At 68.7% G+C, this 24,310-nt stretch carries 18 protein-coding genes; 7 read left to right on the top strand and 11 right to left on the bottom strand.

Features of this window, described 5'->3' with window-relative positions:
• The first annotated feature begins 9 nt into the window (after window positions 1-9).
• Window positions 10-828, top strand: coding sequence for a PhaM family polyhydroxyalkanoate granule multifunctional regulatory protein (locus HH212_RS05600; protein WP_169434490.1), 819 nt, complete (start codon window positions 10-12; stop codon window positions 826-828).
• A gap of 193 nt (window positions 829-1,021) precedes the next feature.
• On the opposite strand, the gene HH212_RS05605 is transcribed toward HH212_RS05600, so the two are convergent.
• From HH212_RS05605 to HH212_RS05620, 4 genes are all read right to left on the bottom strand, one after another.
• Window positions 1,022-2,767 carry a tetratricopeptide repeat protein gene (locus HH212_RS05605; RefSeq protein WP_370663910.1) on the bottom strand — a complete coding sequence of 582 codons (1,746 nt, stop codon included), beginning with the start codon at window positions 2,765-2,767 and terminating at the stop codon, window positions 1,022-1,024.
• A 95-nt stretch (window positions 2,768-2,862) separates the two neighbouring features.
• The gene (locus HH212_RS05610) at window positions 2,863-3,597 is read right to left on the bottom strand and encodes a sensor histidine kinase (RefSeq protein ID WP_169434492.1); all 735 of its coding nucleotides are present in this window, start codon (window positions 3,595-3,597) and stop codon (window positions 2,863-2,865) included.
• 102 nt (window positions 3,598-3,699) lie between these two features.
• Window positions 3,700-5,421, bottom strand: coding sequence for an FAD-dependent 5-carboxymethylaminomethyl-2-thiouridine(34) oxidoreductase MnmC1 (mnmC1, locus tag HH212_RS05615; protein ID WP_169434494.1), 1,722 nt, complete (start codon window positions 5,419-5,421; stop codon window positions 3,700-3,702).
• A gap of 12 nt (window positions 5,422-5,433) precedes the next feature.
• A complete protein-coding gene (locus tag HH212_RS05620; protein WP_169434496.1) occupies window positions 5,434-5,997 on the bottom strand; it encodes a DNA-3-methyladenine glycosylase I in 564 nt (187 codons plus the stop codon).
• A gap of 209 nt (window positions 5,998-6,206) precedes the next feature.
• On the opposite strand from HH212_RS05620, the gene HH212_RS05625 reads away from it, so the two are divergent.
• Window positions 6,207-7,817, top strand: a complete 1,611-nt coding sequence (locus HH212_RS05625; protein WP_169434498.1) for a Tar ligand binding domain-containing protein — start codon at window positions 6,207-6,209, stop codon at window positions 7,815-7,817.
• A gap of 229 nt (window positions 7,818-8,046) precedes the next feature.
• On the opposite strand, the gene HH212_RS05630 is transcribed toward HH212_RS05625, so the two are convergent.
• From HH212_RS05630 to HH212_RS27235, 4 genes are read right to left on the bottom strand one after another with little or no spacing between them, the layout of a single operon-like run.
• Window positions 8,047-8,421 carry a hypothetical protein gene (locus HH212_RS05630; protein ID WP_169434500.1) on the bottom strand — a complete coding sequence of 125 codons (375 nt, stop codon included), beginning with the start codon at window positions 8,419-8,421 and terminating at the stop codon, window positions 8,047-8,049.
• A gap of 5 nt (window positions 8,422-8,426) precedes the next feature.
• Entirely contained in the window at window positions 8,427-11,015 is a 2,589-nt protein-coding gene (gene ctaD, locus HH212_RS05635; protein ID WP_169434502.1) for a cytochrome c oxidase subunit I, read from the bottom strand.
• Window positions 11,012-11,986 carry a cytochrome c oxidase subunit II gene (locus HH212_RS05640; protein WP_229217588.1) on the bottom strand — a complete coding sequence of 325 codons (975 nt, stop codon included), beginning with the start codon at window positions 11,984-11,986 and terminating at the stop codon, window positions 11,012-11,014. Before HH212_RS05640 ends, ctaD begins: the two co-directional genes overlap by 4 nt.
• 8 nt (window positions 11,987-11,994) lie before the next feature.
• Window positions 11,995-12,450 carry a c-type cytochrome gene (locus HH212_RS27235; RefSeq protein ID WP_229217589.1) on the bottom strand — a complete coding sequence of 152 codons (456 nt, stop codon included), beginning with the start codon at window positions 12,448-12,450 and terminating at the stop codon, window positions 11,995-11,997.
• Window positions 12,451-12,534: 84 nt separating this feature from the next.
• Here HH212_RS27235 and HH212_RS05650 point away from each other — a divergent pair, with 84 nt between their 5' ends.
• On the top strand, window positions 12,535-13,230 hold the full coding sequence (locus tag HH212_RS05650) for a c-type cytochrome (protein ID WP_169434503.1): 696 nt from the start codon (window positions 12,535-12,537) through the stop codon (window positions 13,228-13,230).
• A complete protein-coding gene (locus HH212_RS05655; RefSeq protein WP_229217590.1) occupies window positions 13,227-13,601 on the top strand; it encodes a c-type cytochrome in 375 nt (124 codons plus the stop codon). The genes HH212_RS05650 and HH212_RS05655 overlap by 4 nt, the downstream gene beginning before the upstream one ends.
• A gap of 341 nt (window positions 13,602-13,942) precedes the next feature.
• Here the strand turns inward: HH212_RS05655 and HH212_RS05660 are convergent, their stop codons facing one another.
• A complete protein-coding gene (locus tag HH212_RS05660; RefSeq protein ID WP_169434505.1) occupies window positions 13,943-14,824 on the bottom strand; it encodes a DUF4142 domain-containing protein in 882 nt (293 codons plus the stop codon).
• Window positions 14,825-15,079: 255 nt separating this feature from the next.
• Window positions 15,080-16,777 (bottom strand): acid phosphatase, encoded by a 1,698-nt coding sequence (locus HH212_RS05665; protein WP_169434507.1) that lies wholly within the window; start codon window positions 16,775-16,777, stop codon window positions 15,080-15,082.
• Window positions 16,778-16,991: 214 nt separating this feature from the next.
• On the opposite strand from HH212_RS05665, the gene HH212_RS05670 reads away from it, so the two are divergent.
• Both HH212_RS05670 and HH212_RS05675 read left to right on the top strand, forming a co-directional pair.
• Window positions 16,992-18,479, top strand: coding sequence for a S41 family peptidase (locus HH212_RS05670; RefSeq protein WP_169434509.1), 1,488 nt, complete (start codon window positions 16,992-16,994; stop codon window positions 18,477-18,479).
• Window positions 18,480-18,864: 385 nt separating this feature from the next.
• Window positions 18,865-19,449, top strand: a complete 585-nt coding sequence (locus HH212_RS05675; protein ID WP_229217592.1) for an O-methyltransferase — start codon at window positions 18,865-18,867, stop codon at window positions 19,447-19,449.
• Window positions 19,450-19,606: 157 nt separating this feature from the next.
• Here the strand turns inward: HH212_RS05675 and HH212_RS05680 are convergent, their stop codons facing one another.
• On the bottom strand, window positions 19,607-21,127 hold the full coding sequence (locus HH212_RS05680) for a CYTH and CHAD domain-containing protein (protein WP_169434512.1): 1,521 nt from the start codon (window positions 21,125-21,127) through the stop codon (window positions 19,607-19,609).
• Between the two features lie 392 nt (window positions 21,128-21,519).
• On the opposite strand from HH212_RS05680, the gene HH212_RS05685 reads away from it, so the two are divergent.
• The gene (locus HH212_RS05685) at window positions 21,520-24,027 is read left to right on the top strand and encodes a TonB-dependent receptor plug domain-containing protein (RefSeq protein WP_169434514.1); all 2,508 of its coding nucleotides are present in this window, start codon (window positions 21,520-21,522) and stop codon (window positions 24,025-24,027) included.
• Window positions 24,028-24,310 lie beyond the last annotated feature (283 nt).

Below are 24,310 nucleotides of genomic sequence, written 5' to 3' on the forward strand. Positions count from 1 at the left end.
GAGACGATCATGCTGAAACCATCTTCACCTGCAGCAACAGTTCCCGGGATGACCGATACGCTGGATTTTGTCAAGAACCTGTGGGGCTCGATGAGCATTCCCGGCACCAACATGTCCGGCATTCCCGGCATGTCCGCCATGTCCGGCCTGGCCAGCCCGGCCCTGTCGGCCGACGAGCTCGAGAAACGCATCGCCGACCTGAAGGCGGTGGAATCCTGGCTGAACATGAACCTGACCATGCTGCGCGGCACCATCCAGGGCATGGAAGTCCAGCGCAGCACCCTCGTCACGCTCAAGACGATGGGCGCCTCGATGGCCGAGGCGATGCGCCAGTCCGGCGTGAGCGCCGACAAGATGGCGGCCATGCCGTTCGCCTCGTTCTTCGGGCAACCGGCGGCGGCGGCGCCATCCGCAGCAGCGGGCGCGCCGGCAGGCAAGCCGCACACCGCAAGCGGCGGCGGCAATGCCCAGCCCGGCGCGGGAGCGCCACAAGGCGATGCGTCCCAGGCCGGAGCGGCGGACAAATCGCCGGGTGCGGAGGCGGCGTCGGCCGCCAGCATGGGCATGCCGGCTGCAATGGCTTGGTGGAATCTGCTGCAAGAACAATTTACGCAGGCGGTGACGACGGCGATGACGCCGGCGAGTGGCGCGGCTGGTTCTTCAGCCGCGCCGGCCGCCGCTGCATCCGACCTGGGCAAGGCAGCGCCGCCGCCCGAGGCGAAGACTGGCGGCGCGGCGCCGGAAGGCGGCAGCGTCAACGGCAATGGCGGGGCTGCCGGCAGCAACGGCAAGGGGCGAGGCGGCAGGCCGAAGGCGGACAAGGCATAACGGTTGCCGGCATCGCATCCCCCGTCGTCCCCGGCCTCGGCGGCCCCCTTGGCGGGGACCCATGCTGAGTGTCCAAAGTCGGTATCTTGAAGTGTCTGAGCTGCTTCTGATGTACTGAATTTTGTTGCTCACTATGTGGACGGCGGTACGCCTGCGCGGGGAGTCGTTGCAGGCAATGCCCGAAACGACGGACTCATTTCCCTTCAGCCGTGTCGTCCGGCGCCGTTACGACGCCGTCCTCCCGCCCGGCCGCTTCCCCACCCTCCTCCCGCCCCGGCTGCAGCCTGCCCAGCTGCTCCATCAACTGCGCAAAGCGCTGCTGCCCCGGCAGCAGGCTGTCGACGTGGTGCAGGATGGCGTACGCCTCGGCGGACAGCGCCGCATCGTGGCCGCGCTGCTGCAGTTGCGATACCAGGATCTGGGCGGCGTTGAACAGGATGCGCTGGTTGTTCGGCACGGCCTGGCGCGCGTTTCTCGTCCAGGCGACCGCCTCGTCCAGCTTGCCGGTCTTCCACAGCAGCACGCCCTGGTTCATCAGGTCGGCCGCTTCCTTGCGAGCGCCGCGGATCTGGACGATGCCCTCGTCGGCCAGGTGCGCCTTGTCGAAGATGCGCTGCACCTCGTCCAGCAGCAGCGGATTGTCGTGGTTGTTGCGCACCACGTAGCACAGCAACTCCACCGGCGTGTCCTTGCCGCCCGCCGCGAACAGCAGCGTGGCCAGTTCCAGGCAGGTCGGCACGTCCGGGCGCTCGGGCGCGGCGCGCAGCATGTCTTCCAGCTCGTCGGCGCTCAGGCGCGCGCGCCGGTGGTCGCCGCTCTCGTGGTAGACCAGGCCCTCGGTGATCTTGGCGCGCAGGCGCACGTCGGGGCGCTCCTGGCCGAAGTCGCGCTGCGCCGCCAGCAGCAGTTGCAGCGCTTCCTTCTGGTCGTTCTTCTGGCCGCACACGCGCGCCAGGCCGAGGTAGGCGTCGGCCGTCTTCATGACCGAATATTCGCCCACCGCGATGCACTTGCGGAACGCCTTTTCGGCCAGCGCCACGTTGCCCAGCTTGAGGGCCAGGCGGCCCAGGTTGCGCTGGCGCGCCACCGAGTTCGGCGACAGCCGCGCCGCGCTTTCCAGCACGGCGCAGGCTTCTTCCGGCTTGCCCAGGTGCTGCCAGGCCACGGCCAGCTGGTCGTAGGCGTCGATGTAGTAGCGGTTTTCCGCGATCACGCCCTGGAACACCTGCCGCGCCTGCTCGAACTCGCCGTTGGCCATGCGGATCTTGGCCAGGCCGGCGCGCGCCCACTGGTATTCGCGCTGCGCCAGCACCTGTTCGTAGATCTCGCGCGCGCGCGTGGGTTCGCCGCTTCTCTCCATCAGGCGCGCCTTCATGCGCAGCAGGTCGAGTTCGTGCAGGCGGGCGGCGGCGATGGCGGCGTCGCACAGGCGCGCCGCGCGCAGGTACTCCTTGTCGGCGCAGGCCTGGTCGATCGGCCGGAACACCTGCTTCTTGTGCCAGACGCGGTTCAGGCGCGTCAGCAGCATGCCTTCGGTGATCGGCTTGATCAGGTAGGCGTCCGGCTGGTGCTCGGCGGCGCCCATCACCGATTCCACGCTCTTTTCGGCCGACACCACCAGCCATACCGTGCTCGGGTTGACCAGGTTGCGCACGCGCGCCTCTTCCAGCACCTGCTGGCCGTTCTTGCCGTCGCCCAGGTTGTAGTCGCATAGCACCACGTCGTAGCGCGTGCGCGCCAGCAGGCCGATCGCCTCGCCGCCGGACGAGGCCTGGTCGATGTTCCTGGCGCCCAGGCTGCGCAGGCTTTCGCGCAGCAGTTGGCGCACGCCGATGAAATCGTCGACGATCAGGTAGTGCTTGGCGGCCCAGTCGACCTGGGCGGATTTGGCGGGCACGGCGGACAGCAGCGGCACCGGCGCGCTTGCCGGGGGCGGCACGGCGGCCGATGCTGGCGCAGCCGGTACTGGAGCAGCAGATGCAGCGGCAACCGGCGCGGCCGCCGCCGGCGCCACGGCCTCAGCCGGCGCCGCCGTCACGGCAGCCTCAGCACGAAGCAGCCGCCGCCCAGCCGGCCGCCGTTTTCCAGGCGCACCGCGCCGTGGCAGCCGCGATGGCGGTGCATGCGCGCCACCTCGGCCGAAAAATACAGGCCCAGGCCGGTGCTGTTGGTGAGGAAGTTGACGCCGCCGGCGCTGGCGCGCCCGGCGATCGCGCCCGCCTCCAGCATCGCCGCCGGAAAGCCGCGGCCGTTGTCTTCCACGCGCAATTCTAGCCAGCCGTCCAGCTCGTGCATGGCCAGGCGCACCGTGTCGCGCGTGTAGTGGATGGCGTTGTTGATCGCATGCGAGAGCACGCCGACGACCAGGTCTTCGTCGAGGTGCCAGACCAGCTCGGGATCGACGTCGAGTTCGAGACGGATGCCGCGCGCCGCCAGCAGCACGCGCTCCAGCTCGACCACCTGCTCGGCCAGCTGGCCCAGCGGCAGCGGCTGCACGTCGAACGGATACGCCGGCTGGCCGACCTGTTTATACAGGGCCAGCAACTGCATCAGGTTGTCGTTCAGGCGCCGCGTCTGGTACAGCATGTGCGCCATCTGCGGCAGGTGCGCCGCGGCCGGCGCCTCGTCAGCCGATGCCGGCTGTGCCGTGGCGGCGTCCGCCAGCAGGCGCTCCAGCGTGCCCGACAGGACGCTGATCGAGTTCTTCATGTCGTGCGCGGTCGACGCCAGGAACAGGGACAGCGCATGCGAATGGGGCGTGTCGTCCATGGCCGGCTCCATAAAATGGTCCACTGAGGGTCCACTGAGATCCATTGAGAATGTTGCACTGCATAAATTATACAGTTGCCAGCCGAAGTTCCCTCATGGAAATCAAATGTCGGCCGCTTGCGGCCCGCGTGGACTGCGGCGCGCGCGCAACACGAAGCGTGCCGGATCGAGCGCATCGACCAGCGCCGTCTCCAGCGGCAGCGGTTCTCCCTCGATCTGTGCGGCCAGCAGTTCGGCGCCCAGGCCGGCCCAGATCAGCCCGCGCGAAGCGTAGCCGAGCAACGCATACAGGCCCGGATGGCGCGGCACGTCGCGCAGGCGCTCGGTGCCGCCGGCCGCGGCGGCGTCGGGCACGCGCCCCACCAGCGGCAGGCGGTCCGGGGCGATGCAGCGGAAGCCCACGCGGCCCTGCAGCGGCGCACCCTCGGCCGCGTGCGGATCGGCCAGCAGGCCGCGCAGGCGCGCCAGGTTTTCCCGGTGGCTCGCCAGCGACAGCACCGGGTCCGGGTCGAGGTCGTAGGTGGCGCCGGCGCTGCATATGCCGTGCGCGGCCGGGGTCAGGTAGGCTTCGCGGCACAGCACCAGCGGCAGGCGCGGCAGCATCTGCGCCGGGATGTGCGAGACCTGGCCGCGCATTGCGCTGAGCGGCAGCGGCGCCGTCTCCGCCATCCCGGCCGCGCCGGCGCCGTTGGCCAGGATCAGGTTGGGCGCGTGCGCGATCGGGATGCCGTGCGCGTCCAGCACATGCCACTGCCCGTCGTCGTGTTCGACGGTCACGCTGCCCACGCCGAAGCGCCGTTCCAGGCGCTCGCCGCAGGCGGCCAGCAAGGCATCGCACACGCTGCCGGGGCGCGCCCAGCCGCCGCGGCGGAACAGCCAGCCGCCATCCGGCGCGCTCGAGCCCAGCAGTGCCTCGGCCTGCGGCCGCTCCAGCCACTCGGCAAAGTCGGGCGGGTACGGACGCCCGCCCACGCCGCCGGCGGCGAGCGCGCGCTGCACTGCGGCATGGCCGGCGTCGCGCGCCAGCTGCAGCACGCCGCAAGCCTGGCCCTCGATCGCGTGGCCGATGCCGCCCAGCCGTTCCCAGTGGCGCAGCGTGAACAGGTAGGCGGCGCGCGTCAGGCGGGTCGGGATATTGTCGTCGCGCGACAGCAGCGGCATGAAGATGCCGGCGCGGTTGCCGGAGGCTTCCAGCGCCGGCCCCGCGTGGCGCTCCACCAGCGTCACCTGCCAGCCGCGCGCGCACAGGCGCTCGCAGGCCGCTGAGCCGGCGATGCCGGCTCCCAGCACGATCGCCTGCCGCTGCGGGTCCGGCGGCAACGGCGGGCGCGGCTTGCGGCCGGCGAAGCGCGCGCGCTTTCCCCCTTCTTCGAACACGAAGCCGTGCGCCGCCAGGGCCGCCGCCGCGGCCGCGCCCAGGGCCGGCGCCGACATCGCATCCGCTCCTTCCAGCACCAGGCAGGCATCCCTGGCCGCCAGGCGCGCCATGGCGCGCGCCGTGTCATCGTCGATCATGGCGTCGATGACGGCGTCGCCGCCGTCCAGGCGGAACAGGTCGATGCGCGCCGCCAACTGCGCCAGCGTGACACCGAACGGCGCGCCGGGCGCGGCGCCGAGCAGGTCCAGCGTCAGGCCCGGCTCGGCCTGCGGCACGCGCCGGAAACCCGGCAGCGCCGCGTCGATCAAGGCGATCACGTGTAGGTGCGGCGGGCGCTCCGGGTCGGCGCGCCAGGCGTCGATCATCGCGCCGAGGCGCGCCTCGTCATGCCGGTTCGTGAACACGGTATGGCGCGCCCGCCCGCGCCACGCTGCACGGTAATCCATCGCCCCGCCTCCTCAGCGCCGCCGTCGGCAGAAGCAGTCGCGGTCGTGGTCGTCGACCATGCCGATGCCCTGCATGTAGGCATACACGATGGTCGAGCCGACGAACTTGAAGCCGCGCTTGCCCAATGCCTTCGAGATGCGGTCGGACAGGTCCGTCCTGGCCGGGCGCGCGCCGTCCGGCCAGTCGTTGACGATCGGCGTGCCGTCGACGAAATCCCACAGCCACTGGTCCAGGCTCGACCCCTCTTCGCGCAGCGCCAGATAGGCGCGCGCATTGTTGACGGCCGCCGCCACCTTCAGGCGGTTGCGCACGATGCCGGGGTCGGCCAGCAGCGATGCCACCTTGGCCTCGTCGTAGCGCGCGATCCTTCCCGCATCCCAGCCGTCGAAGGCGGCGCGGTAGGTCTCCCGCTTGTTGAGGATGGTTTCCCACGACAGCCCGGCCTGCGCCCCTTCCAGGTTGAGCATCTCGAACAGCGTGGTCTCGTCATGGCAGGGCACGCCCCACTCGTGGTCGTGGTAGGCGAGGTAGCGCGGGTTGGCCGGATTGGCCCAGGTGCAACGGATCGGGTTCATGGCGCAAGTATAAACAAACGGTTGCCTGGGCTGGAAAGCAACAAGAATCTATCCAATTGTTGCTTCATATCAATGACTGTGGCACCTTGGAATCTGTCGCCACCGGATAAAACCAGCGCTGCCTGTCCGGTATTGCCGTATCTGCCACAGCCGTTTCACCGTCATTGCTGCGGTATTCCATCACCGTCGTGCCTGCCCGAGAGAGATCCATGCTCACCCGTTTCGATATCCGTACCCGCCTCGTTGCCACGCTGGCGATCCTGGGCCTGCTGGTGGCCGCCGCCGGTGCGCTCGGCGTCTACGGCATGCAATCGGTCAACGCCGCACTGGAAGATACCTACCGCAATCAGCTGGCGTCGGGACTGGCCATCGGCGCCTCGAAGAATGCGCTCAGCCGGGCGCGCCTGGTGCAGGACCGCGCGGTGCTGCACCCCGACTCGCCGCAACTGGCGGCGCTGCTCGAACGCGCCGACGGCTTCCTGGCCAAGTCGGACGAGACCTGGAAGCGTTATTTGTCGCTGCCGCAGGATGCCGACGAAAAGGCGCTCTCCGACGCCACCGCCGCGGCGCGCAAGGCCTTCGTCGAGAATGGCCTGGGCGCCATGGCGCAGGCGCTGCGCGACCAGGACGCCGCGCGCATCGACCGCGTGGCGATGAAGGAAATACAGCCGCTGTTCGCTGCCTACAGCGATGCTTCCGACAAGCTCGAGGATTACCAGATGGCGAGCGCCCAGCGCTCGTTCGACGCCAGCCAGCAGCTGTACCGGCGCATCCTGATGCTGTCGGTCGCCGCCGCGGCCGGCGCCCTGCTGCTGGCCGCCGCCGCCGGCATTGCGCTGGTGCGCGCGATCGTGCGTCCGCTGGACGACGCGGTGCGCCATTTCGACGCGATGGCGGCGGGCGACCTGTCGCATCCGATCGGCACCGGCGGCACCGACGAAATGGGACGGCTGATGCGGGCCCTGGCACGCATGCAGGCGCAACTGGCCGGCACCGTGCGCGGCGTGCGCGACGGCAGCGCCGCCATCGTCGTGGCCAGCGACGAGATCGCGCAGGGCAACCTGGACCTGTCGCGCCGCACCGAGCAGCAGGCGGCCAGCCTGGAAGAAACCGCGTCCTCGCTGGAGGAACTGACTTCCACCGTGCGCCAGAACGCGGACAACGCGCGCCTGGCCGACGACATGGTCGGCTCGGCCGCCCAGCTGGCGCAGGAAGGCGGCCGCATCGTGGCCAGGGTGGTCGACACCATGGGCGAGATCGCCGCTTCCTCGGGCAAGATTTCCGAAATCACCGCCACGGTCGAAGGCATTGCCTTCCAGACCAATATCCTGGCGCTGAACGCGGCCGTCGAGGCGGCGCGCGCCGGCGAGCAGGGCCGCGGCTTCGCCGTGGTGGCCAGCGAGGTGCGCACGCTGGCGCAGCGCTCGGCGCTGGCGGCCCGCGACATCAAGGCGCTGGTCGGCAGCGCGGTGGCCAGTGTGGACAGCGGCGCCGTGCTGGCCGGCCAGGCCGGCGCCGCCATGGACGGCATCGTGACCAGCGTGGTGAATGCGGCCGGCACCATGAACCAGATCATGCTCGCCACCACCGAGCAAAGCACCGGCATCGACCTGATCAACCAGGCCATCGTGCAGATGGACCAGGTCACGCAGCAGAACGCGGCGCTGGTCGAGCAGGCGGCGGCCGCGGCGGGCGCCCTGAACGAACAGGCGGTGACGCTGGAGCGCACGGTCGGCATGTTCCGCGTCGATGCCGGAACGGCCGCGCCGCGCCAGCCCGCCCCCGCCGCGCCGCGGGCGCTGCTGGCGCAGCCGGCCTGATCGCGTCTGGCATAGGTGATTGTAGGCAGAGGCCGACATGAACATGCGCCTCGGATAACCCGAATCGCCGCTTGCGGCGCGCTGAATTACCTTACACTAGTGTCATGTTTTCCGGCCCGGTGCCGGTCACCCTTGTCTCCTCCAAGTCCCTGACTTGGATTCACGCCTGCAGCAGCGATGCGCGGGCGTTTTTTTTTTGGCGCTTCAAAAATGTTGGGCGCGCCGGACATCAGGCGCAGCCGGCCACCAGCAGCACCGGCACGCCGTTCCAGGCCACCGCCACCGTGGCCAGCAAGGCCCCCAGGAAAGCCGCCCAGTCGAGCAGGCCGCCGTCCTCGCGCCGCAGCACCCCGCGCGCGCGCCAGGCCAGCCATGCGCAGGCGGCCAGCGCCGCCAGCGTGGCCAGGCCCAGCGTCAGGCGATCCGGACCGCCCGCACGCGCGGCGGCCGGCGTGCATTGCGCCGCCGCCAGGCCGTAGCAAAAGGCGAAGTGCGCGATCCAGACCAGCAATGGCAGGATGCCGCGCAGCAGGCGCGAGAAAAAATGTTCGTCGGTCCGCGCCACGTTCGGCGCGGCGGCGTTCGGGTTCGGTTCGGTCGCCATTCCACTCACTCCATCAGCAGCGGCACCAGCCGCACCGCCGCCAGCCAGGCCATACCCTGCAGTGTGGTGTAGTGCCAGATCAGGGCGATGTTGTCGAGCGTGGCACGGCTGCGTTCGGTCAGGTGGCGGCGCCAGGCGCGCAGCGCCAGGTAGGGCGCCAGCAGCACCAGCAGCACGATGTGCAGGCCCTGGTAGGCCGCCAGCGCCGCCACCGCCGCGGCCCAGCCGTTGGCGCTGCCGTCCAGCCCGGCCTGGCGCAAGCCATGCTGGTCGACCACGAACGAGGCCAGCGCGCAGCCCAGCGCCGCCAGCACCAGCCAGGGCAGGCGCCGCTTGCCGATGGCGCGCGTGGCCAGCCACACCAGCACCGACCCCAGCGCCAGGAGGCCGGCCGACAGCCATGCCAGCGATACCGGCGGCAGCGTGCTGCCCGGCGGCGGGCACACCTGCAAACGCATCGACAGGTGCAGGTAGGCGAATGCGAACGAAGCGAAGATGCTGGCGTCCACCACCAGCATGATGATCGTGGCCCACCACGAGTGCGAGCCGGTGCGGACGGCGCCCACCGGCAGGCGCAGTCCGCCGCCGATGTCGACGCCGGCGTGCCGGTCCAGCGGTGCCGGGCGGTCGGATTGCCACAACCAGGCGATGGTGGACGCCACCGCGACCGCGCCGCCGGTCCAGGCCAGCACGTTCGCCTTCACCGTCAGCAGCAAAAAGAAGGCGGCGGTGCCGAACGCGGCCAGCACCGGCAGCCAGCTGTCGCCGGGCAGCACCAGCAGGTAGCGCGGAGACGCCGCGACCGGGCTGGTGGCGATGGTCTCGCGCGCCCCCAGGGCGCTCTGCGGCAGGTAGTGCGCGCCCTGCCCGACCTCGCGCGCCAGCGCCGGCTGGTCCCATAAAGGCTCGGCGGAGGCGATGCGGGGGATACTGCGGTTGCCGTAGTCCTCGGACGGCAGCCACTCCAGCGTGGCCGCGTTCCACGGGTTGCCGACCTCGCGTTCGGGACGGCGCAGGGTACGCATCGCATCGTAGAAGAACAGCAGCACGCCGGCGGCGAAGGCGTAGGCGCCGGCCGTGGACAGCAGGTTCAGGCCATTCCAGCCCAGGTCCGCGGCGTAGGTGTAGACGCGGCGCGGCATGCCCAGCAGCCCGGTCACGTGCATCGGGAAGAAGGACACGTTGAAACCGCCGAACATCAGCCAGAACACCGGGCGCGCCAGCTGTTCCGAGAGGCGGTTGCCGTTGATGAGCGGCATCCAGTAATACATGGCCGCGAACACCGGGAACACCATCCCGCCGATCAGCACGTAGTGAAAATGGGCGACGATGAAATAGGTGTCGTGCACCTGCCAGTCGAACGGGATCACCGCCACCATCACGCCGGTGAGGCCGCCCAGCACGAAGATGAACATGAAGCCGAGCAGGAACAGCGTCGGCGCGCCGCGCTGCACGTTGCCCTTCCATAGCGTGGCGATCCAGGCGAATACCTGGATCGCGGTCGGCACCGCCACCGCCATGCTGGCGGCCGAGACGAAGCTCATCTCCAGCACGCCCAGGCCGGCGGTGAACATGTGGTGCGCCCACAGGCCGAAGCTGAACACGCCCACGCCGACCAGCGCGGCGACGATGGCGCGCCGCCCGACCAGCGGCGTGCCGGCGATGGTCGGGATCATGGTCGAGACCATGCCCGCCGCCGGCAGGAAGATGATGTACACCTCGGGGTGGCCGAAGAACCAGAACAGGTGCTGCCACAACAGCGGATCGCCGCCGCGCTCGGGGATGAAGAACGGCCAGTCGAAGGCGCGTTCCAGTTCCAGCAGCGCGGTGCCGGCGATCACCGCCGGGAAGGCGAACACGATCATCACGCCCACCACCAGCATGGCCCAGGCGTACACCGGCATGCGGCCCAGCGTCATGCCCGGCGCCCGTGTAAACAGGATGCCGACGATCAGTTCGATGGCGCCGGCGATGGCGGAAATCTCGATGAAGCCGATCCCCAGCAGCCAGAAATCGGCATTCAGGCCGGGCGAATACTTCATGCCGGTCAGCGGCGGGTACATGAACCAGCCGCCGTCCGGCGCCAGGCCGACGAACAGCGTGCAAAAGAACGCCAGGCCGCCGAAGGCGTAGGCCCAGAAGGCGTACGCGGACAGGCGCGGGAACGGCAAATCGCGCGCGCCCAGCATGTTGGGCAGCAGGTAGACGGCGATGGCTTCCACCACCGGAATCGCGAACAGGAACATCATCACCGTGCCGTGCATGGTGAACACCTGGTTGTAGGTGCCGGCGCCCAGCAGCGTGTTCTCCGGCACGGCCAGCTGGGTGCGGATCAACAGGCCGAGCACGCCGGCCAGCAGGAAGAACAGCAGCGCGGTGCCGATGTACAGCAGGCCGATGTTGGTGTTGTTGACCGAGGTGATGAAGCGCCAGCCGCGCGGCGTGCGCCAGACCGCTTCCAGTTTTTCGAGCTCGCCGGCAGGACGCGGCAAGGGATTCGGCAGCGCATCGGACGATGCGCCGGCGCCGGTATCGATATCGTGCGTCTGCGGACCCGCGGCGGTGGCGGCCGGCTTGGCGGTGGGCTGCGTCATTTCAGTTGTTCCAGGTAGGCCGCCAGCGCGCGCAGCGAGGCGCCGTCGATGCCGGACGCGGGCGGCATGAACACGCCGGGCTTGATGGCTTGCGGGTCGGCGATCCAGCCGGCCAGCGTGCCGCGGTGGTTGATCAGGGTGCCGGCGCCGATCTGCATGCGGCTGCCGACGTGGGTCAGGTCGGGGCCGAGCTGCGCGCTCTCGGCCACGCCGCGGATCGTGTGGCACGACTGGCAGCGCTGCTCCAGGAACACCGCGCGCCCGCGCAGCGCCAGTTCGTCCGCCGGCTGCACGGCCGGCCGCGCCTGGCGCGCCAGCCAGGCGTCGTAGTCCGGCTGCGCCAGGGCGACCACGTGCAGCGCCATGCGCGCATGCTGGGCGCCGCAGTACTCGGCGCACTGGCCGCGGTAGATGCCCGGCTTGTCGGCGCGCAGGCGCAGGCCGGTGACGCGGCCGGGAATCGTATCGCGCTTGCCGGCCAGCGCCGGCACCCACAGGCTGTGGATCACGTCAGCGCTGTTCAGGCCGACGTACACGTCCTGGCCGACCGGGATGTGAATCTCGTTGGCAGCGGCGATCTCGGGGCCGCCGCCCGGGCCGGCGTAGCGCACGTCCCACCACCACATCCTGGCGGTCACCGACAGCGCCATGGCGCCGTTCGAGGTCTGCGGACGCAGCTCGGCGCTGCGCCAGGTGCTCCATACCAGCAGGGCGCTCAGCACCACCACCGGGAACGCCACGCCGGCACCGAGGATCCAGGCCCTGGCCGGCAGGGGCCGCGCATGGCGGCGCAGGCTGGCCAGCAGCAGCGCCATCACCGCCAGCAAGATCACGGCGCCGGCGCCGAACAGCACCCAGGCGAACTGGCCGATGACGGCGGCGTCGGCCCCGGCCGGGTGCAGCACCGATTGCAGCGTGCCCTGCCCCGCGGCCAGCGGCACCTCCGCCGCAGCGTGCATACGGTCCGTCATTTCAACGCTCATTTCAAAGTGCGCAGGTAGGCCGCCATGTGGCGCGCCTCCTGTTCCGACAAGCCCAGCGCCGGCATCGGCGTGCCGGGTTTTAGTGCCGGCGGATCGCGCAGCCAGGCCACCATATTGCCGCCGTTGTTGGGGATGCGCCCGGCGATGTAGCTGAGGCTGCCCATGTGCTCCAGCGAAGGACCGGCGCCGCCGCCCGCCCCCTGCACGCCCGGAATGGCGTGGCAGGCGCCGCACTGGTATTGCGCCATCAGGCGTTTTCCGGTCGCTGCGTCGCCCAACGCCGTGCCCGCCTGGACAGTGGCGGCGCCGCCGGGCGCGGCGTTGCCGGGCTGCGCGCCAGGCTCCTTGCAGGCGGCCAGCAGGAAGGCGCACGCCAGGACAGACGGCAGGACGGCATGGTGCGTGAGGGCGGCGAACGGGCGGCGGACGGCAGAGGCGGTGAGGCTGGGCACGGTTGGAATCACGATAAGCGGATGACTTTTATAATACAGGACGTAATGACACTTTTTTAACACGATACGTTTTTGCCAACCTCCATGCTTTCATCGCGCACCCGCCTGGTCGTCAAGACCGCCGCCTTCACCCTGCTCGGCGCAGGCGTGCTCGGCGCGGCCGCCGGCCTGGTGGTGCTGCGCGCCGGCTGGTACGACATCAGCGCCACCACCCAGCACTGGCAGCCGGTCTACACGCTGCTGGAACAGGGCATGCACTATTCGGTGCGGCGCTACGCCCGCGACGTGGCCGAACCGGACCTGCGCCAGCCGCAGCAGATCCTGCGCGGCGCCGCCCTGTACCGCGACAACTGCGCCCAGTGCCACGGCGGCCCCGGCTTCGCGCAGGCGCAGCACGGCATGAGCATGCAACCGGTGCCGGGTCCGCTGGTCGACGCCAGTTCGCGCTGGCGCGCGCGCGAGCTGTACTGGATCACGCGCCACGGCATCAAGATGAGCGGCATGCCGGCCTGGGACCTGCACCTGAGCGAAGCGGAAACCTGGGCCGTGGTCGCCTTCGTGGCGGCCATGCCGACGCTGGACGCGCGGCAGTACCGCGCGCTGACGGCCTTTGCCGCCGACGGCGCCCCGGCCCGGCGCGGCGACGCCCGCGGGCAGGCGCAGGAGCAGGAATTGAAACGCTCGCCCCAGTACATGAAACCGCAGCCGGAACCACGGCCGGGTTTGCAGCAGGAATCGCAGCCGGCGCCACAGCGGCAGCCACCGCAGGAGCGCAAATGATGGGCGCCACCACCATGCGCCTGCTGGGCGCCGCCGCGGCGCTGGCCTTGCTGGCCGCCTGCGACGGCGGCGCCCGTGCGCCGGCCGGCGTGCAGGGCGATCCGCTGCGCGGCAAGCTGGCGCTCAACCAGTACGCGTGCCGCGCCTGCCACATGATCCCGGGCATCACCGGCTCCAGCGTGTATGTCGGGCGGCCGCTGGACGACCTGGCCAAGCGGCGCTTCATCAACGGGACGCTGCCCAACGACCAGGCCAACCTGGTGCGCTGGATCCGCGATCCGCAGGGGGTCGATCCGCACACGACCATGCCGAACATGGGAGTGAGCGAGAAGGATGCGCTGGATATCAGTGCGTATCTGTTGAGCCGGTAGCTTTAAAGCACAGCGGTCCGCTGCTTCGACATAAGCAGCGGACCGCTGATTGACTGACTTCCGATGCCGAGCTTGGGTCCCCGCCTTTGCGCACTGCTATCCAAGATAATCGTTATCTCTGCTTCAACCCATAGCTCGTCGTCCCCGCGCAGGGTAAAGAATGCCACTGCATTCTTTACCCCATACTGAGTAATAGAATTCATTACCATTGAAGCAACTGGGATATTTTAGAAATACCAACTGTGGATGCTCAGCATGGGTCCCCGCCTTCGCGGGGACGACGCAGCTACTTTCTTACATGGCTGCCGAAACCGGCATCATTTTCTGCTTTGCACTACGGCTTACTTGCCGGCCGTGGTACCCGACTTGGCCATCGGCATTTGTTGTGCCGACTTCAGGTGCTGGGCGACCACCGGTTCGGTCTTGTCGACCAGGGCCTTCAGTTCCGGATCCTTGGCTTGCTTGGAGGCGGTCACCAGCTTGGCGTGGACGGTCTTGTGGTCCTGCACGCCGGCCTGGGTCATGTAGGCCTTGTCGAAGGCGGCGCCGTCCATTTTTTCCAGCTTGGCGGCCATCTGCTTGTGCTTGGCGTCCGGTTCGGTTGGCAGGGTCACGCCGCGCGCGTCGGCCAGGGCCTTGACTTCGGTCAGGTTGGCGCTGTGGTCGTCGATCATCTGCTGGCCGAAGGCTTTCACCTCGGCGCTCTGGCCTTTGCTCTGGGCCAGCTTGCCGCCCTCGACTTCGGCCATGTCGGCGATCGCCATGTCCTTCAGGATTTTCTGGTCGCCCGCGCTCAGCTTGGTGCCGCCCGAAGCGGTCTGGCCGGCCGCGCCGCTGGCGCCGCTCGAACGGCTGGCGCCGGTGCGGTTTTCCATGCCCTGGCTATTGGTGTTGCCGACGGCGCCGTCCTTGGTGGTCTTGCCCGACATGTTGGTCGAACCGGTGTCGTTCATCGACTGGCCCGAGGACATGCTGCCCGAGCCGCTCGATCCGCTCATGTTCGATGCGCGGTTCGGCACGTCGCGGTTTTCCATGCCGGTGCTGTTGGTGTTGTCGATGGCGCCGTTCGTCGTGACCTTGCCGGCCATGTTCTGCTTGCCCTGGCTGGTGGTGGTCGGCGACGTGGTCGAGGTCGCGGTTTGCGCCTGGACGCCGAATGCGCTGAACATGGCGGCCACGGCCGACACGGCCAGCAGTCCCTTCAAGGTTTTATTGTTTTGCATTTTGTTCTCCTGATCGAACTACGAATAATGAAATATGAATGTGGGCGCTTGACGGCCTGGCCATGCGCAAGCTCGTATTCAAATGACAACGGCCATGACGCAGTGTATCGCCGTGTTCGAGAAACCCGCGCGCGTTAGCCGATAGGAAACTTTTTATGCGAAATCAAACTATGCAAATAAAAAAAGCGACCTGTGCAGGTCGCTTGATGTGACGATGCGGCATGGCGCGCCGCTGTTTCGTTGCGCTGCCCCGGATCAGCGGAAACTGAGCGTTCCGGTCAGGTCGCCCGGCCCGCGTGCGCCGCGCTCGGCGAAGGCGGCGTTGCGCGCGGCCAGGCCTTCCAGCAGGGGCAGGTCGTGCAGGCGCGTGATGAAGCGCATGATCGAGGTCGTATCGTAGAAATTGTGGTCCACCGCGCCCTTCTTGGCGAACGGCGACACGACGATCGCCGGAATGCGCGTGCCCGGTCCCCAGCGGTCGCCCTTGGGCGGGGCCACGTGGTCCCACCAGCCGCCGTTCTCGTCGAAGGTGATGACGACCACCATGTCCTTCCACTGCGGCGATTTCTTCAGGTGCTCGATCACGTTGGCGACGTGGGCGTCGCCGCTCTCGATGTCCGAATAACCGGCGTGCAGGTTGAGGTTGCCTTGCGGCTTGTAGAAAGCGACCGGCGGCAGCTTGCCGGCGACCGCGTCGGCGATGAACTTGTTCGAGATCGGGCTGTCGCCCAGGCCGCCGTCGCGGATGTGTTCGGCGCGCGCGGCGGTGCCCGGCGCAAACTGCTTGAAGTAATTGAAGGGCTGGTGGTGGTGCTGGAAGTTCGGGCGCGCGCCCTCGCCGCGGCCGTCCAGCGCCGCCTGCCAGGCGCCGCCATACCAGGCCCAGCCGATGCCGCGCTCGCTCAGCAGGTCGCCGATCGTATGGTAGGTCTGCGGCGGCAGCACCGACGGATCCTGCGGATCGGCGGTGGCGGCGTCGTCGCCCGGCGCCGGGCGCACCCAGCTCGGCTGGTACGGCGGCGCCATGGTGTTCACCGCGTAGCCGTCCGGCGTGATGGCGCCGGCGTTGACGAACTTCGGCTTGCCCTCCAATGCCGATTTGGGAGAATCGGGGGCCAGCGCCAGGCGGTGGCCGGTGGGACCGTCTTCCAGCACCGCGATCTTCTTTTTCGCCGGGGTCGCGGCCGCGTCGAAGTATTCCGGCACCCGTCCGCTGATCAGGAATTGGTGGTTCAGGTAGGAACCGCCGAAGGCCGCCATGAAAAAATTGTCGCACAGCGTGAACTCGCGCGCGATCTGCCACAAGCCCAGGTTCTTCGACGTGTCGCCGTAGCGGCCCATGACCAGGCCGCCGCTGTCGGCCCAGGCGACGAAACCGTCGTTCTTGCCGCCGTTGATCTGCATCTGGTTGTGGTAGAACAGGTGGCACAGGTCGCGCGTGACGATGCCTTCCGGCAGCGGCTTGCCGTCGGTATCGGCCAGCTTGAACGGCGCATTCGGCAGGCCGTGGACCTGCTCTTCCTTGATCAGGTAATCCTTGCCGCCCAGGTTCTGGCGTGCCGGCACCATGCCGCCCCAGATCTTCGGCAGTTCGGACAAGGGCGTGCCGTCGCGGTCCTTTTGTACCGCGGCCGAGGCCGGCAGCGCCGCCAACGGCTGCGCCAGCCCCGGGAAATCGGCGAACAGGTTGTTGAAGCTGCGGTTTTCCAGGTAGATCACGACCACGTTCTTGACGTTGGCCTTGAGCTTGGCGTCCAGCGAACCGGGCGCCGGCTTGTGCGCCTTGGCGGCGCCCGGCTTGGCGGCGGCGGCGTCCGCCTGGCCGGCACCGGCGGACAGGCCGACCGCCGCCGCGGCCTGGAACATCCGGCGGCGCGACGGGCTGGCGGGTTCGCCGGCCTGTGCAGCCTGCTGGCTGCGCTCGTGATCTCGTTCGTGGTCTTGCACTGACATCTCCTGTCTGGCGGCAGCGTGCGGCCGCAAAGGAAGGATTATCGGTGCTTTTTGCCATGGGGAACAAGCGAAAGCGGCCCGCCGGCTGTCGGGTACAACACGTCCCTACGAACGTGATTGGCAATTTGTTACCGTCCATTTACCTACATTTACCGTCCCCTACCCCGCTTAACAGGCGTCCGCGCCAGAATGGCCGCAAGTACAAGGAGCCACGATGACAAGCACGACCAAACACCTCATGCAGCGCCGCCACGGATGGCAGCGCGCCGCCGCCGCCGCCCTGGCCGCCGGCGCCACCCTGCTCATCGCCGGCATGCCGGCGCAGGCCGAAGACACACCGCCCACGCGCGGCGCGGCTGAGCCACCCGCCGCTACTGTACAAACCCTGAGCGCGCCGCTGGCGCTGCCGCAGGCGGAAGTGGAAAAGCTGCTGTCGGCCTATGCGCTCATCAAGCGCAACTACGTCGGCCAGGCCGACGACAACAAGCTGTTCGACGGCGCCATCGCCGGCATGCTGGCCTCGCTGGACGCGCACTCGCAATACCTGAACAAGGACGACATGCGCGAGCTCGACCGCACCAACACCGGCCGCTACGTCGGCGTCGGCATCGAGGTCGAGGTCGACCGCGACCGCATGCGCGTGGTGTCGAGCGCCGAGGACAGCCCGGCCGAGCGCGCCGGCATCGCCGCCGGCGACATCCTGGTGGCGATCGACGGCAAGGCCATCGCCGGCTTGTCGAATACCGAGGTGGCGCGGCGCATGCACGGCGCGCCCGGCTCGGTGGTGGCGCTCGGGGTAGCGCGCGGCAACCGCCTGCGCACGCTGCGCCTGACGCGCGCGGCGCTGAACAACGCCACCGTGCGCGTGAGCATGGCGGCGCCCGGCCTGGCCTGGATCCGCGTGGCCGAATTCGGCGGCGCCACCGGCGCCGAGCTGGCGGCGGCGCTGAAAAAACTGGACGCCGCCAAGGAAGCGCCGCGCGGCCTGATCCTCGACCTGCGCAACGATCCGGGTGGCCTGGTGTCGGCCGGCGTGGCGGTGGCCGGCGCCTTCCTCGAACCCGGCACCGAACTGTTTTCGGCGCGCGGCCAGGTCGCCGGGGCCAACGCCACCGTCACCGTCGACCAGCGCTACTACCAGGAACCCGGCGAAGCCGACGTGCTGGCCGGCCTGCCCGCCTGGACCCGCAGCGTGCCGCTCACGGTGCTGGTCAACGGCGCCTCGGCCTCGGCCGCGGAACTGGTAGCCGGCGCGCTGCAGGACCAGCGCCGCGCCACCGTGGTCGGCACCCAGACCTTCGGCAAGGGCTCGATCCAATCGGTGATCCCGCTGGGGCCGGACAGCGGCATCAAGTTCACCGTAGCGCGCTACTTCACGCCGAAGGGCCGCGAGATCCAGGCGCAAGGCGTGACGCCCGACATCGTAGTCGCGCCCAAGGCAGGCGCGCAGGACGACCTGCTGCTGCGCGAATCGGACTTGGCCAACCACCTGCCGGCGTCCACCGGCGCAAGCGCGGCGCCCACCGCGGTCGGCCACAATCCGGTCGAGAGCACGCGCATGTTCGGCACCCGCGACGACAAGGCGCTGCAGGCCGCGGTGGCCCTGCTGGCGCCGCAGACCCGCAGCACGCCGACGCTGGCCGGCCTGCTGCGCAAGTGGGGAGAAGAACTCAAGCCGGGCAACGCCGGCGGCGCGCCCTGACGCGGCGCCCTCACTGACGCGCCATCCCGACACGTCGTCCCCGCGAAGGCGGGGACCCATACTGAGCAACAAAATTCGGTATTTCAAGAACTACCCAGATCGTTCCAAGATTCTAATTTTGGACACGCCGCATGGACCACCGCCAAGGGGCCGTCAAGGCCGGGAACGACGGTGGCGAGGTCACGCACGTGTCACCCGCGCGTCAAACGCGCGTCACATTCCACCGTCAGAATCCGTCTCGCTCCCTGAGCACGGCGGCATGGCCGCCCTACCGGCGCCGGCGGTCGGGAAACATACCGGCACCATCTTCGAACGGCCGCCCAGCCACCGGCGGCCGGCTGTTGTGGCACCATGTACGGTCCAACGTTCACCACAGGAGACCGCCGTGCACCCCAGCCTCACCACCCTGCTCGACGAACTCGCCGCCTTCGGCGACGCCCACGACGGCGACGCCGCCAACCGCGCCACCCGCATGCTCAACATCACCCCGGACACCGGCGCATTCCTGGCGCTGCTGGTCAAGGCGACCGGCGCGCGCCGCATCCTCGAGATCGGCACCTCGAACGCTTATTCCACACTGTGGCTGGCCGACGCCGCTACCGCCACCGGCGGTATGGTGACCACGGTGGAACTGGCGCCCGCCAAGGTCGCCATGGCGCGCAACAACGTCGCGCGCGCCGGCCTGCAGGCGGTCGTGGACCAGCGCGAAGGCGATGCCGGCGCACTGCTGGCGAACCTGGACGACGGCGCCTTCGACCTGCTGTTCCTCGACTCGCAGCGCAGCGCCTACCTGGCCTGGTGGCCGCACATCAAGCGCGTGCTGCGCGCCGGCGGGCTGCTGGTGGTCGATAACGCCACCTCGCATGCGCACGAGATGGCGGAATTCATGGATGCGGTGCGTGGCGACGCGGGGTTCACGGTTAGCCTGGTGCCGGTGGGGAAAGGCGAGTTTTTAGCGGTGAAGGCGTGACACTGCTGCAAGCGCAGTGCTGTCCGAGCGGATTTCGATAACGGATAACCCGCAGAGATACCGTCGTCCCCGCCTTCGCGGGGACGACGTGACGGAGTTCACTCATCGATGTCATGCCGCGGGCTCGCCAGCAGCCCGGCGCGACAATCCAGCCAACTCAGAATCCGGCACGTCCGCGCAGGCGGCCTTTCACGTGCTTGCGCGCCAGCGGCAGCGCCTGCGCCGCGCGCGCCGCCAGCACGCCGTCGATGAAGCCGAGCAGCGCCGGTTCCTGCGGCAGCCGTGCGCGCAACTGCTCCACCAGGCCGCGCGCGACGAAGCTGTCGTTGATCAGGCCGAGCTCGTCCTGCATGCCGGCCAGCAGGTCGTGCCGGCGCGCCGCCTTCTTGCCGTGGTCGAGCGCATCGAAGAACTCGCGCGCATAGCGTTCCTTCTTGGCGGCGATGCGCACCTTGTGAAGGCATTCCGGCCGGCCCAGGTCGTGGCCGCGGGCGCGCTTGCGCACGCGCGCGGAGGCGTGCTGCACCAGCTGCGGCGCCGCCTTCGACACCTTGCGCGCCAGCGCCTCGGCATCGAGCCCGTCCTGCTCCCAGCCCTTGCCGGCCAGCCAGGCGCCCAGTCCCAGCAGCAGGCCGGTGTAGCGCGCGCTGCTCACCGCCGAGCGCACCTTGCCGTGATGGCGCTGGGCTTCCTCGCGCGCCGCCACCCGTACCCGCTCCATGGCGCCTTGATGTTCGTCCGGCAGCGGCAGTCCCGGCAGCACCGACTCGATGAACACGTCCCAGTTGCGCGCGTCGCCGAGTTCGCCGGCCAGCCATTCGATGTCGTCGCGCAGCAGCTGCGGCAGCTGCACCATCCTGTCCACCATCGCCAGCGCGGCGCGCAGGCGGCGCAGGCCGACGCGCATCTGGTGCAGGCCCTCGACGTCGCCGGCCAGCACGCCGCGTTCGTTGGCCTGCATCTGCTGCAGGCAGTTGGCCAGGATCGCCGCCAGCGCTTGCGCCATGCTGGCCTTGCGCTTGACGCGCACCTTGGCCGCCTTGACCGCCTGCGGCGCCACCGCGCCGGCCAGCTGGTAGCCGCGTTCGGCCTTGCTGGCATGCTCGATGCGCACCGGCGTCGCCGCGTGCACCTGGCGCGCCAGCTCGTACAGGCGGGCCGGGTCGCCTTCCTTGATCTCCAGTTCCAGCTCGCGCACCGGCGCGCTCTTGTCGCCGCGCCGCAGTTCTCCGCTGTCGAACGCGCATTCGACCCGGGTACCGTCCGCCAGCGCCAGCATCCAGCTGGTGCGCTTGCTGCGGTTGACGAACACCGTGTCCAGCGCCAGACCCTGTCCGTCGAGGTGCCTGGCCAGGTCCGGCAGCGCCTGGCGCAGCTGTTCGTGCAGCACGGCCTGGTCCGGCGTCTCGGACGCGATCTCGCTTTCCAGCTCGGTACGGCGGTGCAGGCCGGCCAGCGCGTCGCCGCCGCCCTTCAGGGTCTGCACGTGGCGGCCGCCGCTGCTGCGCACGCGCAGCGCGAAGCCGTGCTGCCACAGGTCGAAGGCGGCGCTGTCGAAATAACGGTCGACGTGTTCCTGTTCCTGCGGCTTGGAAGCGCCGTCGGTGCGTAGTACCGGGCTTTTCTTGATCTGGCTGGCACTGGCGGCGTCGACCGCCAGCTTGATTTCGGATTCCATTGTTTTTCTCCTTTTGATGGCGACCACTCTACCGTGTCGGCGCCGGACGAGGCACACATGACGGCGGCGCTGCGCGTGGCGCGAAGCGGAGACGATACCAACGTCGCATGACGGGCGTGCGACAAGGGTCAATGGGACGGCGATGGCCGCGTCCACCGGACATTCTCGCCAAATGTCACAATTGACAGGCGGCATGCGCGGCCAGCTCGCCGGTAAAAATCCTTGCCCGATAGAGCGGCCGACTCTACCGAGCATAGCGAATCCTGTGTTGGCACAACAAGCAATATTGACAGTTATTTACCTATTTACAACGCTCACCAGTTAACAATTGTTCATATCGATGCTGCCTCGTAGACTCCTTGCGTCCTGCATAACAATCAAGAGAGAACGCCATGACGAGACAAGCCGCCGCACCGGGTTTCACCTTCACCTTCCTCGCTTCCGCCCTGCTGCTGGCCTTCGCGCCGGCGCATGCCCAGCAAGCCCAACAAGCCCAGCAAGCCCAGTCCAGCGCCGCCGACGCGCGTCCGGCCGACGATCCGGCCATGGCCTCGGTGGTGGTGCTCGGCTCGCGCGGCGCGGCGCGCACGGCGCTCGATGCCGCCGCGCCGGTCGGCCTGATCGGCGCCAAGGACTTGCAGACGGCCGGACCGCTGGAACTGGGCAAGCTGCTGCAGACGCTCGACCCGTCGTTCAACTTTTCCTCGACCTTCATCAGCGACGGCACCGACATCATCCGCCCCGCCACCCTGCGCTCGCTGGGGCCCGACCAGATCCTGGTGCTGGTCAACGGCAAGCGCCGCCACCAGCAAGCGCTGGTCAACGTGCAGCAGACCATCGGGCGCGGCTCGGCCGGCACCGACATCAACGCGATCCCGATGTCGGCGATCCAGCGCATCGAGGTGCTGCGCGACGGCGCCGCCGCCCAGTACGGGTCGGACGCGATCGCCGGCGTGATCAACATCGTGCTCAAGCAGCAGACGAGTGAAACACAGCTGTCCGCGACCGGCGGCGGTACCAGCGAGGGCGGCGGCGCGCTGGTCTCGGCCAGCGCCAACCAGGGTTTTAAGATCGGCAACGACGGCGGCTACCTGAATCTCACCGCCGAGGGCCGCCGCCGCGGCGAAACCAACCGCGCCGGCGTGGACACGCTGCGCGTGAACCCGCCGCGCGTCACCCAGCGCATCGGCGACAGCCTGGCCAAGGACAAGTACTTCTGGTACAACGCGGCGCTGCCGGTGGCGGCCGAGGGCGAGTTCTACGCGTTCGGCGGCGTCTCGCACCGCACCGGCGACTCGGCCGGCTTCTTCCGCTCGGCCGGCGACGGCCGTACCGTGCCCGCCGTGTATCCGAACGGCTTCCTGCCCAACATCCGCACGACCGTCAAGGATGCTTCGCTGGCCATCGGCTACCGGCGCGACCTGGCCGACGGCTGGAAAGCCGACCTGTCCGTCAACCACGGCCGCAGCGAACTCGATTTCCACGAAAAGGAGACCATCAACGTCAGCTACTGGTACGAGCCGAAGCCGGGCGGCGGCATCTACGCCGCCTCGCCCCTGGAAGCCGACACCGGCGCCCTGAAATTCCGCCAGACCACGGTCAATGCCGACCTGCGCGGCCCAGTGACGCTGGCCGGACGCCAGCTGTCGTTCGCGACCGGCTTCGAGTACCGGCGCGACGGCTATGCGATCGAGGCCGGCGACCCGGTCTCCTACCAGTACGGCCGTACCAACAATCCGGCCATCGTCATCCGCGACCAGGTCGGCGGCGCCGCGGCCTCGGGCACCCAGGGCTTCCCCGGCTACACCCCTGCCACCGCGGTCGACGACAGCCGCCACAACATCGCGCTGTACGCCGACCTCGAACACAATCTGACCAAGGAACTGCTGCTGGGCGCGGCCGTGCGCTGGGAAAAATACTCGGACTTCGGCAGCACCACCACCGGCAAGCTGAGCCTGCGCTACGACCCCAGTAAGACCGTGGGCCTGCGCGGCACCGTGTCCACCGGTTTCCGCGCGCCCAGCGTGCAGCAGAAGTTCTACAGCTCGGTCTCGACCAACCTGAACGGCGCCGGCGTGCTGACCGAGACGCTCACGGCGCGCGAAGGCAGCGCCGTCACGCGCGCCTTCGGCATCCCGAACCTGAAGGAAGAGACCTCGAAGAACGCCAGCGTCGGCCTGGTGCTGCGCCCGCTGCCGAATTTCTCGCTGACCGCCGACCTGTGGGGCATCGACATCGACGACCGCATCGTGTTCTCCTCGAACATCGCACCCGAGAGCGGCGCCTGCATCACCGCCGCGGCCTGCCCGGTCAAGGCCATCCTCGACCCGTTGAAAGTCGGCCAGGCGCAGTTCTTCACCAACGCCATCGACACGCGCACGCGCGGCCTGGACATCGTGGCCGAGCACACCACGCGCTGGACCGGTTCGACGCTGGTGCTGTCCGGCCAGTTCGATTTCAACCGCACGAAGGTCAAGAACCGCCACTCGCTGTCGCCGGTGCTGAGCGGCGCCCAGCTGTTCGACGACGCCCAGGTGACGCTGATCGAACGCGGCCAGCCGCGCCAGCACCACGTGCTGTCGGCCGACTACACCACCGGCCCGTGGAACGGCAACCTGCGCGCCAACTACTACGGCGAAGTCCAGGGACAGGGTTTCACCGCGCCGTTCGTGCAGACCTGGGGCGCCAAGTGGATCCTCGACGCCACCGCGCGCTACAGTTTTAGCAAGTCGACCAGCGTCAGCGTCGGCGCCAACAACCTTTTCAACACCTTCCCGACCAAATGGGACCCGGTGCGCGCCGCGCCCTTCCCGCAGCTGGGTTTTACGTATTGCTGGGAGACCTGCCCGTTCGGCATCAATGGGCGCTCGTTCTATGCGCGGGTGGATGTGAGCCTATAGACCGTCGTTCCAGGCACTGCCTGAAACGACTCCCCGCGCAGGTGCACTGCTGTCCGGAATAATTTTTGCTGCCTTAAATAGACCCGTCATAGGGGAAAACCGTCGTCCCCGCGAAGGCGGGGACCCATAGAAACTAAAAGAATTCGATAATTTGTTACTAACTCGGTGACTCAGATCGATGAAGTTAGCACACTCAGTATGGATTCCCGCCTGCGCGGGAACGACGATTCTATTTATAGAGTCTTTATGGAATTAATATCCCGGACACTAGTGCGCGCAGGCG

Source organism: Massilia forsythiae (assembly GCF_012849555.1).
In the GTDB taxonomy this organism is placed as follows: Bacteria; Pseudomonadota; Gammaproteobacteria; order Burkholderiales; family Burkholderiaceae_D; genus Telluria; species Telluria forsythiae.